Source organism: Pseudomonas sp. Pme6b (genome assembly GCF_058129925.1).
Genome location: NZ_CM176704.1, coordinates 2,986,742 through 3,003,384 on the forward strand (window position 1 = coordinate 2,986,742; position 16,643 = coordinate 3,003,384).

13 protein-coding genes and 2 pseudogenes are annotated in these 16,643 nt (G+C 60.1%); 7 read left to right on the forward strand and 8 right to left on the reverse strand.

Translation table 11 applies throughout. The features are described from left to right. The first annotated feature begins 335 nt into the window (after positions 1-335). The 4 genes and pseudogenes from AC4ANE_RS13555 (at position 336) to AC4ANE_RS13570 (ending at position 5,186) form a co-directional block, all read left to right on the forward strand. Positions 336-1,007, forward strand: coding sequence for a (2Fe-2S)-binding protein (locus AC4ANE_RS13555; protein WP_002553590.1), 672 nt, complete (start codon positions 336-338; stop codon positions 1,005-1,007). Then, complete coding sequence (locus AC4ANE_RS13560) at positions 1,007-1,990, forward strand: FAD binding domain-containing protein (RefSeq protein WP_002553591.1); 984 nt, start codon at positions 1,007-1,009, stop codon at positions 1,988-1,990. The genes AC4ANE_RS13555 and AC4ANE_RS13560 overlap by 1 nt, the downstream gene beginning before the upstream one ends. A 9-nt stretch (positions 1,991-1,999) precedes the next feature. Then, a pseudogene (locus tag AC4ANE_RS13565) lies at positions 2,000-4,215 on the forward strand (xanthine dehydrogenase family protein molybdopterin-binding subunit). A gap of 2 nt (positions 4,216-4,217) precedes the next feature. Further along, entirely contained in the window at positions 4,218-5,186 is a 969-nt protein-coding gene (locus AC4ANE_RS13570; RefSeq protein ID WP_002553593.1) for an XdhC family protein, read from the forward strand. Here AC4ANE_RS13570 and AC4ANE_RS13575 read toward each other — a convergent pair. After that, on the reverse strand, positions 5,167-5,790 hold the full coding sequence (locus AC4ANE_RS13575) for a nucleotidyltransferase family protein (RefSeq protein ID WP_002553594.1): 624 nt from the start codon (positions 5,788-5,790) through the stop codon (positions 5,167-5,169). The two genes, AC4ANE_RS13570 and AC4ANE_RS13575, sit on opposite strands and share 20 nt — an antisense overlap. 128 nt (positions 5,791-5,918) lie before the next feature. Here AC4ANE_RS13575 and AC4ANE_RS13580 point away from each other — a divergent pair, with 128 nt between their 5' ends. Then, positions 5,919-6,503 (forward strand): flavin reductase family protein, encoded by a 585-nt coding sequence (locus AC4ANE_RS13580; RefSeq protein WP_002553595.1) that lies wholly within the window; start codon positions 5,919-5,921, stop codon positions 6,501-6,503. 240 nt (positions 6,504-6,743) lie between these two features. On the opposite strand, the gene AC4ANE_RS13585 is transcribed toward AC4ANE_RS13580, so the two are convergent. Next, positions 6,744-8,135 carry an aldehyde dehydrogenase family protein gene (locus AC4ANE_RS13585; protein ID WP_002553596.1) on the reverse strand — a complete coding sequence of 464 codons (1,392 nt, stop codon included), beginning with the start codon at positions 8,133-8,135 and terminating at the stop codon, positions 6,744-6,746. A gap of 102 nt (positions 8,136-8,237) precedes the next feature. Between AC4ANE_RS13585 and ptrR the strand changes: the two genes are divergently transcribed. After that, a complete protein-coding gene (gene ptrR, locus AC4ANE_RS13590; RefSeq protein WP_002553597.1) occupies positions 8,238-9,116 on the forward strand; it encodes a putrescine utilization regulator PtrR in 879 nt (292 codons plus the stop codon). A 14-nt stretch (positions 9,117-9,130) separates the two neighbouring features. Here ptrR and AC4ANE_RS13595 read toward each other — a convergent pair. Continuing rightward, positions 9,131-10,224 (reverse strand): annotated as a pseudogene (locus tag AC4ANE_RS13595) (tartrate dehydrogenase). A gap of 113 nt (positions 10,225-10,337) precedes the next feature. Between AC4ANE_RS13595 and AC4ANE_RS13600 the strand changes: the two are divergent. Then, on the forward strand, positions 10,338-11,249 hold the full coding sequence (locus AC4ANE_RS13600; protein ID WP_002553598.1) for a LysR substrate-binding domain-containing protein: 912 nt from the start codon (positions 10,338-10,340) through the stop codon (positions 11,247-11,249). 16 nt (positions 11,250-11,265) lie between these two features. Here AC4ANE_RS13600 and AC4ANE_RS13605 read toward each other — a convergent pair whose 3' ends face one another. From AC4ANE_RS13605 to ribBA, 5 genes are all read right to left on the reverse strand, one after another. After that, a complete protein-coding gene (locus AC4ANE_RS13605; RefSeq protein WP_002553599.1) occupies positions 11,266-12,420 on the reverse strand; it encodes an ABC transporter ATP-binding protein in 1,155 nt (384 codons plus the stop codon). After that, complete coding sequence (locus tag AC4ANE_RS13610) at positions 12,417-13,232, reverse strand: ABC transporter permease (RefSeq protein ID WP_031595588.1); 816 nt, start codon at positions 13,230-13,232, stop codon at positions 12,417-12,419. The genes AC4ANE_RS13605 and AC4ANE_RS13610 overlap by 4 nt, the downstream gene beginning before the upstream one ends. A gap of 6 nt (positions 13,233-13,238) precedes the next feature. Then, positions 13,239-14,195 (reverse strand): ABC transporter permease, encoded by a 957-nt coding sequence (locus tag AC4ANE_RS13615; RefSeq protein WP_031595590.1) that lies wholly within the window; start codon positions 14,193-14,195, stop codon positions 13,239-13,241. After that, positions 14,180-15,205, reverse strand: coding sequence for an ABC transporter substrate-binding protein (locus AC4ANE_RS13620; protein ID WP_002553602.1), 1,026 nt, complete (start codon positions 15,203-15,205; stop codon positions 14,180-14,182). Before AC4ANE_RS13620 ends, AC4ANE_RS13615 begins: the two co-directional genes overlap by 16 nt. 290 nt (positions 15,206-15,495) lie before the next feature. Continuing rightward, on the reverse strand, positions 15,496-16,605 hold the full coding sequence (ribBA, locus tag AC4ANE_RS13625) for a bifunctional 3,4-dihydroxy-2-butanone-4-phosphate synthase/GTP cyclohydrolase II (protein WP_002553603.1): 1,110 nt from the start codon (positions 16,603-16,605) through the stop codon (positions 15,496-15,498). Positions 16,606-16,643: the final 38 nt, after the last annotated feature.

Consider the following 16,643-nt stretch of genomic DNA (forward strand, 5'->3'; position numbering starts at 1 on the left):
TTTTAACTGCCGCACGGCATTCATGAGCCAGTTTCACAAGGGTGTGTGGATTTGCCTGGCTAATCAGCATCCCGACCACCTGCTAGTGTCAATACACGACTCTGATGTGTGGTGGCTGCAATCTCCGGATGCAGACGCCCGTCAAACAGTTGGAACTTTACCAGCGCTGGCCAGTTAAACACTTAATCGGTGATAGCGTTTTGGCTCTGATCACCCATGAAAGCCCGATGAAAGATCAAGGCAGCACGCCGTTGAGCAGGAGTACGCCCAGGCCGCTGACCAGACAATAACGCCCGGCGCTTTACAGCAGCGTCGGCTATTACCGAGTGACCCTGATGAGTGAACCCAAAAAGCACAAGGATTCTGCTGTGGACAGCAGTGCCGTGCAGCCTTCGCGCCGAAACTTTTTGAAGTTCGGTGCTTCCGGCATTGCTGCGGCCACGCTGTCTACCTGGATACCCTCCGACGGCATGCTGCAGGCAGCCCCGGCGGCTCCTGTAATCGAAGACAGTGACGCGCCTGCAGCGGGCGAGCAGCGCATCCAGTTGAAGGTCAATGGCCAGGTTCATACCCTGAACGTGCCGGCCAACGCCGTTCTGCTCGACGTGCTGCGTGACCGCCTGCAACTGACGGGCACCAAAAAAGGCTGCGACCATGGCCAGTGCGGTGCTTGCACGCTGCTGGTCAATGGCGTAGCGATCAATTCCTGCCTTTCCATTGCCGTCCAGCATCAGGGCGACAGCATCATCACCATCGAAGGCCTGGCCGAGAACGGCAAGCTGCACCCGGTACAGGAAGCCTTCTGGGAGCACGATGCCTATCAATGCGGTTATTGCACGTCTGGACAGATAATGAGCGCGGTCGCGATTCTCCAGGACCCGAACATCCCTTCCGATGACGCCAGCGTCAGAGAAGCCATGGGCGGCAATATCTGCCGCTGCGGTGCCTACAAGAACATTCTCTCGGCCGTGCAGTCTGCGCGTTCGAAGATGGGAGGAGCTGCCTGATGCGAACGTTCGATTACGCTCGGGCTGCATCGCCCGCGCAGGCATTCAGCACTGCGTCGGGTGAGGGGCAGCGCTTCTATCTGGCAGGTGGCACCACGTTGCTTGATCTGGTCAAGCTGGATGTGATGCAACCGCAGCAACTGGTGGACATCAATCATCTGGCGTTGAAACAGGTCGAGTCGCTGCCCGATGGGCGTCTGCGCATCGGCGCGCTGGTGAGCAACACTGATCTGGCCAGGCATCCACTGGTGCAGCAGCGCTATCCGGTGTTGTCCGAAGCGATTCTGGCAGGTGCTTCGACCCAGTTGCGCAATAAGGCCACCACCGCTGGCAATGTCATGCAGCGGGTGCGCTGCCCGTATTTCCGCGATGGTATTTCAGCCTGCAACAAGCGCCAGCCGGGCTCCGGTTGTGCGGCTATCGGCGGCATGAACCGCAGTGTGCATGCGGTGCTGGGCACCAGCGATCACTGCATTGCAACGCATCCTTCGGACATGTGTGTCGGCATGGCGGCCATCGGCGGGCAGGTAACCGTTCAGGGGGCCAATGGTTCGCGAGATATTCCTTTTGCCGACTTTCATCTGCTGCCCGGTGATACGCCGCAGCGTGAAACTGCGCTGGCGGCCCACGAGCTGATCACCCACGTGACGCTGGATGCACCGCTGGCAGGTGGTCGTTCTTCTTATCTCAAGCTGCGCGACCGTACCTCTTACCAGTTTGCCCTGGCGTCCAGTGCAGTGATTCTGGTGATGGACGGCAGGCGAATCACCGATGCGCGTATCGCGCTGGGTGGCGTGGGTACCAAGCCGTGGCGGGCCGTGGAGGCTGAACGTGCACTGATCGGTCAGCGTGCTGACATGGACACCTTTGCGCGGGTCGCAGCGCTGGCGATGAAGGGCTCCCGGGCCTATGAACATAACGCCTTCAAGATCCCGCTGGGTCAGCAGGTCATTGTCCGCAATCTTCGTGACCTCACGGCCTAGGAATCTCTCATGAGCGAAAACATCATTGGTGTGCCGCAGCGTCGTATCGACGGCGGCAAGAAAGTCAGTGGTCAGGCGCGCTATGCCGCAGACCATCCGATGGGCAAGATGCTGTATGCCTATGGCGTCTACAGCACCATCGCCAACGGGCGCGTGGTTGCCGTAAAGGATCAGCAGGCCAAGGCGATGCCTGGCGTTGTCGATATCTTCCATCATGGCAATTTTCCTGCTTTGCACCGTACTCCGAACACCAAGCTGAGCTTCGCCAAGATGCTTTCGGCCAGCAAGGCGGACGAGCATCGCCTGCCGTTCGAGGATGACCGGGTCTATTACCCTGGCCAGTTTGTCGCTCTGGTGGTGGCCGAAAGCTTCGAGCAGGCGAGGGCGGCTGCCCACCACGTGACGGTCGAGTATGACGAGCGCCCGGCGGTCAAGGACCTTGACCAAGGCATGCGGGTCAATGGTGCCCGTGATGGCGGTGCCGGGCACAACCGGGGTAAGCCGGACAGCGCGTTTGACAGTGCAAAAGTCAAAGTCGATCAGACTTACACCACGCCGGTTGAAGTGCATAACCCGATGGAGATGCACGCCAGCACAGCGTGGTGGCAGGACGGCAAGCTGTTTGTTTACGAAAGCACTCAGGGCGTGGTCAACCACCGCAACCTGCTGGCCAACGTTTTCGACCTTTCGCCCGACCGCGTTGAAGTGCGCGCACCGTTCATAGGCTCGGGCTTTGGCGGCAAGCTTTGGCCATGGCCGCACTCCGTGGCAGCCTGCGCCGCGGCCAGGGTTACCGGTCGCCCGGTGCAACTGGTGTTGCCACGCGCGCAGATGTTTACCACCGTGGGCCATCGTCCTGAGACCCGCCAGCGCTTGCGTCTGGCCACCGATGCCAGCGGCAAGCTAGTGTCGATCCGTCACGAGTCGTTCAACAACACGTCGATGCTGGATGATTACACCGAAAACTGCGGTGGCGTGACCAAAAGCCTGTATGCCTGCGACAACGTGCTGGTCAGCCACAAGATCAGCTCTATCAACCGCGGTACGCCAACCTCCATGCGCGCGCCGGGTGCAGCACCGGGCCTGTTTGCGCTGGAGTCGGCCATCGATGAGATGGCCCTGGCCAGTGGCATGGACCCGCTGGTATTTCGCAAGCTGAACCTGGCCGACAAGGATCAGAGCGTCGGCTTGCCGTGGTCCAGCAATCACCTGCCGGAAGCTATCGACAAAGCCGCCGAGCGATTCGGCTGGCACGCGCGCAAGGCCGATATCGGCTCGATGCGTGAAGGTGATGAAATCATTGTTACGGCATGGGCGCCTGCAACTGGGAAGCCTATCAGGTGCCCACCGATGCGCGGGTCATTCTGCGTTCTGACGGTACGGCGCTGGCCCAGTGTGGCTTGCAGGATATCGGCACCGGCACGTACACCATCGTGGCGCAGACCGTCAGCCAGTTGACCGGCATTCCCGTTGAGCGTGTTGAAGTAGAGCTGGGCAGTTCGTCATTCCCGGCCGGCCCTGTTTCCGGTGGTTCATGGGTGACGGCCAGCGTAATGCCGGCGATTGCCGGGGCCACGCGTGAAGCGTTGCAGAAGCTGCGTCAGTACGCTGTCAGCAAGGATGCGGTGTTCGCCGGGCAGGACGCCGAGTCGATCAAGGTCGAAAACGGGCAACTGGTGATCGGCGAACAGCGCGCCAGCTTTGTCGACGTGCTGAAGGGGCAGCGCCTGTCGCGCGCTGAGGGTAATTTTCAAAGCGGCATGCCGGAGGCGGGCAAGTATTCCTTCCGCTCGTTCGGTGTGCATTTCGTCGAAGTGCGCTGGGATCCGGGCATTTCCAGCCTGCGCGTCTCGCGGGTGGTCAGTGCCATTGACGTGGGCAAAGTGGTCAATCCGCTGGCAGCACGCAATCAGGTGGAAGGCGCAATCGTGATGGGTATCGGCATGGCGTTGTTCGAAGCCGGTGAATATGACCCGCGCAGTGGCATGCCGGTCAATAACAACTATGCCGAGTACGTAGTGCCGGTGCATGCGGATCAGCCGGATATCGACGTCTTGCTGCTCGATTATCCGGACTACAACCTGGGTGAGTTCGGTGCGCGGGGCATCGGCGAAATCGGTGTGACCGGGCTTGCAGCTGCCGTGGCCAATGCGGTGTATCACGCGACCGGCAAACGGGTGCGCAGCCTGCCGATCAGCAAGGAAAAACTGATGGCGGGGTTGTAGCAATGAAACAGCTCGATTTGCAGGTGGTGCAACAGGCTCGTGACTGGCTGGCTGGCGGCAAAGCCGTCTGGCTATGCACGGTTCTCTCTACGTTCGGCTCGGCCCCACGCGGGCCCGGGGCAATGCTGGTGGGGCTGAGCAGCGGTGAGCATCGCGGTTCCCTGTCTGGCGGCTGTGTGGAGGAGGACTTTCTCGAACGGGTCGCTGCAGGGCAGTTTCAGCCGGTCAATCAGGTCGTTCGCTACGGCGACGGCGGCTTCGCACCAACGCGGGCCCTGCCGTGCGGTGGTGTGCTGGATGTATTGATCGAGTTCATTGCACCGAGTCCGCAAGCGGATGCACATCTGGGGGCTATCGAGCAGGCGCTTGCCGGACGCGAGCTGGTCAGCAGGCACGTGCAGTTGGGCGGTGGGCAGAGAGAAATCGGGCCTGCAACGATGGGCGAGGCGCGGGTGCAGGTGGACGGCGAACGCATCAGCATTCGTATGGGGGCGGTGTATCGCGTGCTGCTTGCCGGGCTATCGCCGGTGGCGGAGTTCTGCGCCAGTTTTGCCGTCGCGATGGGCTATGAAGTCATCGTCTGTGACCCGCGTGTCGAGGTCACCTCAGGGTTTTCGATGCCGGGTGTCGAGGTGCGCGGTGTATTGCCTGCGGTGTTCATTGCCGAAGGTGGCTGTCACAGTTCGACGGCGGTACTGGCGTTGACCCATGATCCGAAACTGGACGATCTGAGCATGCTCGAAGCCGTACGCACCGAGGCCTTCTACATAGGCGCGATGGGTTCGATGCGCACCAGCAGCAAACGTCTGGAGCGTCTGGGCCGTATCGGCGGGCTGGATGCCAGGGTGCTGGAGAGAATCCATGCCCCCATCGGCCTGAACCTGGGCAGCAAGACGCCTTCCGAAATCGCCATTGCGGTGATGGCTGACATCCTGCGCGTGGCCAACGGTGTCAGTCGTGCCGAGGTTTAAGGTATTGCGCACAGGCTTGCGCCAGCGCTGACGGAGTGTCGGCGTCGCGCAGAATGCCTGGGTCATCGCAATTCAGTACGTCACACACCTCCGAGTTGTTCATGATCAGGGCTTTAGCGCCCTGATCGCCTTCCAGCGTCAGCAGTGCCGGCCAGAACTGCCGACCAATGATCACCGGATGGCCGCGCTGGCCGCCATGCATTGGCACGGCAATGCGCTGAGGATTGGCCATTGCGGCCAGGTCACGCAGGGTCTGCGGCTTTATCCAGGGCATATCTGCAAGCAGAATGGCGACGGCCTCGGCAGCGGAGTCCATTAAGGCGGCAATGCCGCTGGCGAGACTGTGGCCCATGCCCAGGTCGGCATGTTCGCTGCGGATGATTGTTACGTGTGCGGGAATACCCAGTGCCTCAGCGTCATCGTCCGTACGCAGTACCAGCCCCACGTAGTCGAATTCGTTTCCGGTGTTTTCAAGGCTTGCGGTCAGCAAGGTACGTCCACAGGGCAATGCTGCCTGTCTTTTATCGCCACCAAAACGCCTGCTTCGGCCTGCCGCCAGTACCAGGGCGAACACTTTGGGGTTCTGGCTGTCTATGCTGCTCAATCCGATGCCTTATGAGTCGTGAGAGGGGTCGCGTGCAGCCACACCATGCGGTACGGCTGGCGTACGCAGAATGCCTTATTTCGCTGCTCTGCCGGTAGCGGTACGAATCATGTTTTCGAGGGTTTCAAGTGGACAATCACATTCGTCCTGTCGAGCTGGAAAAAGCCTACCGTCTGCTCAATCACGGCCCGACGGTGCTGGTGTCCTCCAGTCATGAAGGCACTCACAACGTCATGTCTGCCGCATGGGCCTGTGCACTGGATTTCTCGCCGCCCAAGGTGACACTGGTGATCGACAAGATGACCAAAACCCGCGGGCTGGTGGAGAAGAGCGGTTATTTTGCGTTGCAGGTGCCCAATCTGGATCAATTGCAGATGACCTTCGACGTCGGCACCCAGAGCAAGGTCTTCACCCCGGACAAGCTTGATAAAGCCAATGTCGACCTGTTTCTGATTGAAGATCATGTCACGCCACTGGTTGTCGGTTGCTCTGCCTGGCTGATCTGCAAGGTCATTCCGGAGCCGCACAATCAACAGACCTACGACCTGTTCATTGGCGAAGTCATCGGCGCCTGGGCTGACACCCGTGTGTTCAACGACGGGCACTGGGAATTCGAAAAGGCCGACCCGAAATGGCGCAGCCTTCATTACGTGGCGGGCGGGCATTTCTATACGATTGGTGAGCCTGCGATTGTGGAAACGGGCGACGAATGATCGCGATGTCTGGCCCTGACGATCTCCACTGTCCGTAAAGGCCTCTTCGTGAGCAAGCTCACTCCCACACAAGCACATTCATCGCACAATAGTTGAAGTTCACGCACCCAGAGGGTCTTGTGGGAGCGAGCTTGCTCGCGAAGAGACCCGCATGACCGCCAAAGATTTATGCTGATGTGAGTCCGCCTTCGCGAGCAAGCTCGCTCCCACTGGGACATGTGTACTGGTGTTTCCCAACCCTCAGTGCCGATCGCGCCATACGGTCTGTGCATTGCAGAACTCGCGTACACCGAAGTGCGAGAGTTCACGGCCAAAGCCGCTTTTCTTCACGCCGCCAAACGTCACGCGCGGGTCTGAAGCGCTGTAGCCGTTGATGAACACACCACCGGTTTCCAGTTCTTCGGTCATGCGCTCTGCCAGTTGTAGATCACGTGTGTAGACCGTCGCGGTCAGGCCGAATTCGCTGTCATTGGCCAGCTCCAGAGCGTGCTGCGCGTCGCGGGCGGTAATGATCGATGCTACCGGACCGAACAGCTCCTGCCTGAAGGAAGTCATCTGGTCGGTCACGTCGCCCAGTACGGTCGGCTCGTAGTAGTTGCCTTGGCCATCAGCCTTCTTGCCGCCCAGCAACAGTTTCGCGCCTTCGGCAAGGGTGTCCTGAACCTGAGCATCCAGTTCATCGCGCAGATCGAAGCGTGCCATCGGACCAATGTAGGTCTCGCTGGACAACGGATCGCCGATCACCAACTGGCGAGTCTGTTCAACGAACCTGCGCGTGAACTCCTCGACCACACCTTGCTCGATGATCAAACGCTTGGCCGCGGCACAGACCTGCCCGGTGTTCTGGAAACGACCGATGACAGCCGCTTTCACAGCCTGATCCAGGTCTGCGTCATTGAGCACGATGAACGGGTCGGAACCGCCCAGCTCCAGCACGCACTTCTTGAGCGCCGCACCGGCCTGAGCACCAATGGCCTGGCCAGCGCGAACACTACCGGTCAGCGTGACGGCCGCAATGCGTGGGTCGGCAATGGCCTTCGAGACGCCCACGGCAGCCACGTTGATGACTTCAAACACGCCCTCCGGGAAACCGGCGCGCTTGAACGCGTCGAGCATCAGGTAAGCGCAACCCATAACGTTGGGTGCATGCTTGAGCACGTAGGTATTGCCTGCCAGCAATGTCGGAATTGCGCCGCGCAATACTTGCCAGATCGGGAAATTCCACGGCATCACCGCAAGAACAGGGCCCAGCGGACGGTACTCGATGCGTGCCTTGTCATGCTCTACCTGAGTCGCCTCGGCCATCAGCATTGCCGGGCCTTGCGCTGCATACCAATCGCATAACTGCGCGCATTTCTCGACTTCGCCTCTGGCCTGCGTCACGGGCTTGCCCATTTCCCGGCTGATCATCTGGGCAATGTTTTCGGCGTCATCGCGCAGGGCCTGGCCCATGGCGATGATCAGTTGCGCACGTTGCTGGACAGGCGTGCGCTTCCAGCCTGCAAAGCCGGCCGTCGCACGCGACAGGCTGCGATCCAGCATGGCGTCGGATTCGAAGGCGTAGTGGCCGATCTGTTCGCCTGAGGCGGGGTTGATCGAGATTGCGTGGGTGTTGCTGGTGACAGTAGTCATTGCGCCATCCTGTTGAGGTGGGAAGTGGGACCAGAATATAGGCGTGCAATGCTTTCTAAAACTGAATAATAATGATCGCATCGTTCATGTTTGGAGAATGAAATGGATTTGGTCCAGCTGGAGATGTTTAAAGCGGTGGCTGAACACGGCAGCATCAGCGCCGCTGCTCAGCATATTCATCGCGTGCCCTCGAATCTGACGACGCGTATCAAGCAACTGGAGCAGGATCTGGGCGTAGACCTGTTCATTCGCGAAAAACACCGTTTGCGGCTGTCGCCTGCCGGCTGGAATTTTCTCGATTACACGCGGCGCATATTGGACCTGATACAGGAGGCGCGGCTGGCGGTTTCTGGCGAAGAACCGCAAGGGCCTTTTTCACTGGGCTCGCTGGAAAGCACGGCGGCCGTGAGGATTCCTGCGCTGTTGGCGGTCTACAACCAGCAAAACGCCAAGGTCGAACTGGACCTGTCCACCGGGCCGTCCGGCACCATGATCGACGGTGTGCTTGCCGGGCGCCTGGTTGCTGCGTTTGTCGACGGGCCGGTGCTGCATCCATCACTTGAGGGTGTGCCGGTATTCGAAGAGGAAATGGTCATCATCGCGCCACTCAACCACACGCCGGTCAAGCGCGGGCGGGATGTGAGCGGTGAAAGCATCTACGCGTTTCGTGCCAACTGCTCGTACCGGCACCACTTCGAACGCTGGTTTACCGAGGACGCTGCAGTGCCGGGCAAGATCCACGAAATGGAGTCTTACCACGGCATGCTGGCCTGCGTCAGCGCCGGTGCCGGGTTGGCGCTGATGCCATGCAGCATGCTGGAAAGCATGCCCGGTTGTGCCACAGTCAGTGTCTGGCCCTTGTCCGAAAAGTTTCGTTACCTGCACACCTGGCTGATCTGGCGTCGAGGCACCGTATCGCGCAGCCTGACCCGCTTCGTGGAGTTGCTGGAAGAACAGGCCAGACCGCCGCAAGCCGGATGAGGTAACGCCGGCAGTTACTGCGCGGCAGATACCCGTCCGGCAATCGCTGCACCCACTTCCTGGGTCGAACGCTTGCCGCCCAGGTCCGGTGTGACGTCGCCACTGGCAATCACTTGCTCGATAGCAGTGATGATCTCGTCATGAGCCGCCGTGAAGCGTTCATCGCCCTGGCCGAGGAATTCCAGCATCAGCGCGCCGGACCAGATCATCGCAATCGGGTTGGCGATGTTCTTGCCGAAGATGTCGGGCGCCGAGCCGTGCACCGGTTCGAACAGCGACGGGAAGTTACGCTCCGGGTTGAGGTTGGCCGACGGCGCAATGCCAATGGTGCCAGCGCACGCCGGGCCGAGGTCGCTGAGGATATCGCCGAACAGGTGGACGCCACCACGACGTCGAAGCGCTCGGGTTGCAGCACGAAGCGCGCGCACAGAATATCGATGTGTTGCTTGTCCCAGCTGATGTCCGGGTACTGACTGGCCATCGCCTCGGTGCGCTTGTCCCAATAGGGCATGCTGATCGCCATGCCGTTGGATTTGGTCGCGGACGTCACGTGCTTGCGCTCGCGTTTGCTGGCCATCTCGAAAGCGAACCTGAGAATACGGTCGACACCGCGACGGGTGAACACAGATTCCTGCAACACGAACTCGTTTTCGGTGTTTTCAAACATGATCCCGCCCAGCGACGAGTATTCACCTTCGGTGTTTTCCCGCACCACGATGAAATCAATGTCGCCCGGTTCGCGATTGGCCAGCGGGCAGGGCACGCCGGGAAACAGGTGCACCGGACGGATGTTGGCGTACTGATCGAACTCGCGGCGAAACTTGAGCAATGAGCCCCAGAGAGAGATGTGGTCTGGCACTTTTTCCGGCCAGCCCACGGCACCGAAAAAGATCGAGTCGAAGCCTTTGAGCTGTTCAAACCAGTCGTCCGGCATCATCTTGCCGTGCTTCAGGTAGTAATCGCAGCTGGCCCATTCGAAGTATTCGAACTCCAGCTCCAGACCGTGCTTCGCGGCGGCAGCCTGAACCACGCGTACGCCTTCGGGCAGTACTTCAAGGCCGATGCCGTCACCGGCGATGGCAGCAATACGCAGCTTCTTGTTGTTCATGTCGGGCACTCTTGTCGGGCGGTTTGTCAGGGATGAGTCACACAGGCCATCCATGCTATAAGCACACGATATAAAGATAATTAGTCGATTAATGGATTGAGAAAACACGAATCGTGAATTATCCAAACCTTGATGACCTGAACGTGTTCATCCACGTTGCTCGACGCTCAAGCTTCGTGGGTGCTGCCAATGAGCTGGGCATGTCCGCTGCTTATGTCAGCAAGCGGGTCAAACTGCTGGAGCAGAATATGGGCGTGGTGCTGTTGCACCGCTCAACGCGGCAAGTATCGATTACCGAAGACGGCGAGCGAGTCTATGAGTGGGCTAAAGGCATTCTGGAGTCGGTGCAGCAGATGGGCGACGAAGTTGCCGCGCTGCACGGCGAGCCCAGTGGCTTGCTGCGAGTGGTCAGCAGCCAGGGCTTCGGTCGCCGTTTCGTAGCGCCTGCCTTGTCGGAGCTGGCGGCGCTTTATCCGAAGCTGGATATACGTCTGGATATTCAGGACCGGCTGGTCGACCTGATCGAGGAGGGCGTCGACCTGGACATCCGCGTCGGCAACGAAATTGCCCCGCACCTGCGTGCAAGACACCTGGCCAGCAACTGGCGCGTGCTGTGCGCGAGCCCCGCTTACCTGAAAGATCATGGGGTGCCATTGAGTATCGGTGAGCTGGCCAACCACGATTGCCTGGTGATCAAGGAGCGCGACCGTCCGTTCGGCATATGGCATCTCAATGGGCCGCAAGGCGCTGAAACCGTCAAGGTAACCGGCAGCCTGTCCACCAACCACGGCGAAATCGCCCGCCAGTGGTGCCTGGACGGGCGCGGTGTGTTGCTGCGTTCGCTCTGGGATGTGCGCACTGACCTGGCCGAGGGTCGGCTGGTTCAGATGCTGCCGGAATACCGTCAGGATGCAGACATCTGGGCGGTGCATACCTCGCCGCTGATGAGTTCGGCCAAGGTCCGCGTCACGGTGGAGTTTCTGCGCGACTACCTTGCCCTGCAGCCTTCGCCGGTCAACCACTGAGGCACAGCACACACTGTCAGTGGGTGCCGGCTGCCTTGTTCAGGTCGCTGTCTGTCCATTCGGTGTAGATGCATGCGTCTGCAGCGGCCCAGCGCACGCGCACCGGGTCGCCGGCCTTGAGCGAAATGCCGTTCGCGGAAAGCGCCTTGACCGTCATGGCCGTACCTCCGGCAGTGACTACCGAGCACGTCTGGCTCTCGCCAAGGAACAGCACTTCATGGACCGTGGCGCTCACCTCGTTCCAGCCTGCTTCGAGTGGCATGGCCGCAGCCTGGGACACGCTCAGCGCCTGGGCTTTCTCCGGGCGCACCATCAACAGCACGTCCTGATCGGTCTTCAGCCCTGCGGTCAGGCGAATCGCCAGTGTGCTGCCCTCGAACGTCGCCACGGCATTGCCCTGAGCCTTGAGCCTGAGGAAGTTCGAGTTGCCGAGAAACGAGGCGACGAAGGCATTCGGTGGATCCTGGTACAGGTCATAGCCCGAGCCCAGACCGACGATCTTGCCATGGCTGAAAATGGCGATGCGCTGTGACAGGCGCATGGCTTCTTCCTGGTCATGGGTCACGTAAACGATGGTGATGCCCAGCCGGCGATGCAACTGACGCAGTTCGTCCTGCAGGTCTTCACGCAGCTTCTTGTCCAGTGCGCCCAGCGGCTCGTCCATCAGCAGGATGCGTGGCTCGTAGACCAGCGCCCTGGCAATGGCGACTCGTTGCTGCTGGCCACCGGACAGTTGCGAAGGGCGGCGGTGAGCAAACTCTTCCAGCTGGACGAGCTTGAGCATCGCATCGACTTTCTTTTCGCGCTCAGCCGCAGGCAACTTGCGGATCGCCAGCGGGAAAGCAATGTTGTCGCGTACCGACAGGTGCGGGAATAGCGAGTAGCGCTGAAACACCATGCCGATGTCGCGCTTGTGCGGCGGCACATTGACCAGCGATTTGCCACTGACCAGAATCTCGCCCGAACTGGGCGTCTCGAAACCGGCGAGCATTGACAGCGTGGTGCTTTTGCCCGAGCCACTGGAGCCGAGAAAGGTCAGGAATTCGCCGTCCTGAATATCCAGGGAAATGTTGTCGACCGCGGCAAAGTCACCGTAGTGCTTGTTCAGGTTGCACAGGCTGACCAGCGTTTTCTGATCCTGATGGGCGGGGTCTTTGATCACGGCACTCATGAAGTACTCCTGGCTTCGTTGCGGCGACGCAGGGTTGCGGCGATGAACATGATCAGCACCGACAGGGCGATCAGCAGCGTTGAGGTAACAGCGATGACCGGCGTCAGGTCCTGACGCAGGGTGGTCCACATTTTTACGGGAAGGGTTTGCAGGGTCGGGCTGGCCATCATCACGCTCAGCACCACTTCGTCCCACGAGACCAGAAACGCGAACAGCGCGCCAGCCATCATGCCCGGACGGATGCCGGGAAAGGTCACTTTGTAGATCGCCTGCAGGCGTGACGCGCCACAGATTACCGCGGCATCTTCAATGGACTGATCGAACAGTTTCAGCGAGTTGATGATCGAGATGATGGTGAACGGCAAGGCGACGATCACATGGCTGACGACGAAGGAAAACAATGTGCCGGTGTAACCGAGTTTGAGAAACAGGGCGTACACGGCAACAGCGATAATCACCAGCGGCACAATCATCGGCAAGGTGAAGACGCCGTACAGAAAATCGCGCCCGGGGAAACGGCCGCGCACCAGCGCGAAAGCGGTGGGCAGGCCCAGCGCCACCGAGGCAATGGTGGTCAGAATCGCGACCTTGAGGCTGGACATGGCGGCGGCCATCCAGTCCGGGTTGGAGAAAAACTGCTGATACCACTTCAGTGTCCAGCCGGGTGGCGGAAATACCAGCCACTGTGATGAACCGAATGACAGCAGGACGATGAACAGGATCGGCAGCAACAGAAACAGCGCGATCAGGCCAGTGGTCAGGTACAGACCCGTACGCAGGCCGGGGCTCATGGCATTGGGTGTCAGGAGCATGGCGGTTTACCTCACGTTACTGGCACCGACCGGCGATTCCGGCTGGAGCTTCAGGTAGAAGTAGAACAGCACCAGCGTAATCAGCACCAGCAACGCAGCGGCGGCACTGGCCAGCCCCCAGTTGAGGAACGACTGCACCTGCTGGACGATGAATTCGGGCAGCATCATGTTCTGCGCGCCACCCAGCAGCGCCGGGGTAACGTAGTAACCGAGCGACATGACAAACACCATCAGCCCCCCGGAAAACAGTCCCGGACGGCACAGCGGCAGGAATACCCTGAAGAAGTTGGTCCATGGGCTGGCACCGCAGATCGAGCCGGCCTGCAACACCATGGGATCGATGGCTTGCATGGTCGCCTGCAGCGGCAGGACGATGAACGGAATCATGATGTAGCTCATGCCGATCACCACACCGGTCAGGTTGTGCACCATCTCCAGCGGCTGATCGATAATGCCCATCGCCATCAGCGCCTTGTTGACCACCCCGGACGCCTGCAACAGCACCAGCCACGAGTAGGTGCGCGCCAGCAGGCTGGTCCACATCGACAACAGCACAATGTTCAGAATCCAGCGTCCCCAGCCACGCGGCATTAGGGTGATGACCCAGGCCAGCGGGAAGCCCAGCAGCAGGCTGAACAAGGTCACCAGACCGGCGACGGAAAAGGTATTGAGCAGCACCCGCGAGTAGGCCGAGTTGGCGAACAGTTGTTCGTAGTTGCCAAGGCCCGGCACCGGCTCAAGCACGCCGCGCAGCAGCAGGCCGATCAGCGGGGCGAAGAAAAACAGTCCGAGAAAGATCAGCGCCGGAAGCAGATTGCGGCTGCCACGCCAGCGCTGAGTGAGGGAAGGAGATCGCTGCATGCTCGTCGCCTTGTCGTGTGCCGCGCCGGCGGTGCGCGGAGCACCACCGGCCGGGATGGGTTGACGAGGCGCGACCGCTGTCATTTTTACTTGACCAGCCATTCGTTCCACCGTGTCGCAATGTCCGCGCCATTCTTGGCCCAGTATGCGAAGTCGAGAGTGATTTGATCGGCAGCATGGGCGGTCGGCAGGTTAGGTGCCAGTGTTGAGTCCAGGCGCGCAACGCTCTGAGTGTTTACCGGGGCATAGGCACTGAGGTTGGAGAAGTCTGCCTGGCCTTTGGCGCTGGTTGCGTTGGCGATGAATTTCATCGCGGCATCCTTGTTTTTTGCGCCTTTTGGCACGACCAGAAAATCAGCCATGACCAGGTTTTGTTTCCAGCTCACACCCACCGGTGCGCCGTCCTGTTGCAGCGCATAGACCCGGCCGTTCCACATTTGGCCCATCGCCACTTCGCCAGAGGCCAGCAGTTGTTGAGACTGTGCGCCGCCGCCCCACCAGACGATGTCCTTCTTGATGGTGTCGAGTTTCTTGAAGGCGCGGTCGAGGTCCAGCGGGTAGAGCTTGTCGGGGGCTACGCCGTCGGCCAGCAGGGCCAGTTCAAGCACGCCTGGGCTTGGCCATTTATACAGCGAGCGTTTGCCGGGGTAGGTTTTGGTGTCGAACATGGCGGCCCAGTCGACGGGTGGTTTGGCACCCACTTTGCTTTCGTTGTAGCCAAGCACGAAGGAGAAGAAAAACGAACCGGCACCGTGGTCGGTGACAAAGCGCTTGTCGATCTCGTCGCGTTTGATGGTGTTGAAGTCCAGAGGCTCCAGCAGGCCTTCGCTGGCGGCACGCAGGGCAAAGTCGGCTTCGACATCGACAACGTCCCACTGCACGTTACCGCTTTCGACCATGGCCTTGAGTTTGCCGTAGTCAGTGGGACCGTCCTGTACGACCGTGATCCCGCTGGCCTTGCTGAACGGAGCTGCCCAGGCTTCTTTCTGGAAGTCCTGGGTGGAACCGCCCCAGCTCACGAAGTTGACGCTCTCGGCGGCGCTCGCGGCGACACTCGAGAGAGCCAGCACGCCGGCCGCCAGAACTGCTGCTGCACGTTTGTTCAACACCATTTTCACGCCCTCATTTGTTGTGTTTTGAGCGGGCTTTTCTTGCCCGCGTAATCGGGAGCAGTAGGTCCAATGGGCCTTGAAACCTGGTACAGGTCAGGAGCTGTTATTAGTGCTGTCCCTTGGCGGGCGCGCCTGACTAAATCGTGTTTTTATGGAATGTCATATTATGGTATTCCAAACTTTCTGCAAGCGTTTTGCCCTGTCAAAATGCCTTCATCGAGTGTTTTTGCGGTAAACCCATGCGGTTGCCGAGCGGAGGCCGTGGGGCGTGCCCGTGGTACTTTTGCCGGTCAGCCGGGAAACGGAATATTTTCAATCACTTCCAGATCGTAGCCGGTCAAACCTGCGTATTTCAGTGGCGGGCCGAGGTGGCGCAGTTTGCCGACACCCAGATCCTGCAAGATCTGAGCGCCAGTACCGACCTCGGAATAGATACGCGATTGCGAGCGAGTGTATTGGCGCGGCGGCTGGGTAAGTTGCGGAATTCGCTCCAGCAACGCCTGTGAGGACTCGTGATTGGCCAGCACCACGACCACGCCGCGACCTTCTTGCGCCACCCGTTGCAGCGCGGCCCAGAGCGTCCAGTTCGACGGGCCGGTGTATTCGGCGCCGACCAGGTCGCGCAACGGGTCGACCACATGCACGCGCACCAGAGTAGGGTCGTCGCGGCGGATATCACCCATCACCATGGCCATGTGTACGCCACCTTCGATGCGGTCTTCGTAGCTGAACAGGCGGAAGGTGCCGTGTACCGTGGGCAGGTCGCGCTCCCCAATCCTGACGATGGTGTGCTCGGTGCTAAGCCGGTAATGGATCAGGTCGGCGATGGTACCGATACGGATTCCGTGTTTTTCGGCGAACAGCTCCAGATCAGGGCGACGCGCCATTGTGCCGTCGTCATTCATGACCTCGACAATCACCGAGGCGGGGGTAAAACCAGCCATACGTGCCAGATCGCAGCCCGCTTCAGTGTGCCCGGCGCGGGTCAGAACACCGCCGTCACGCGCGCGTAACGGGAAAATATGACCCGGCTGCACCAGGTCTTCCGGTACTGCGTGCGGGTTGACGGCGGCCTGAACGGTACGCGCACGATCTGCCGCGCTGATGCCAGTGGTCACGCCCGTTGTCGCTTCGATGGACACCGTGAACGCGGTGGCGAAGACACTGCCTTTGCTCGGCACCATTTGCTCCAGGCCCAGACGCTGACAGTGCTCATCGGTCAGCGTCAGGCAAATCAGCCCGCGTGCTTCCCGGGCCATAAAGCTGATTGCCTGTGCTGAACAGCAATCAGCGGCAAGCAGCAGATCGCCTTCGTTTTCCCGGTCTTCGTCATCAACCAGCAAAACCATCTTGCCCAGGCGGTAGTCTTCAATAATGTCTTCGATGCGGTCGAATGCCATGTTCAGTATCCCGGTTTTATGGGTAAACGAGTCTTGGT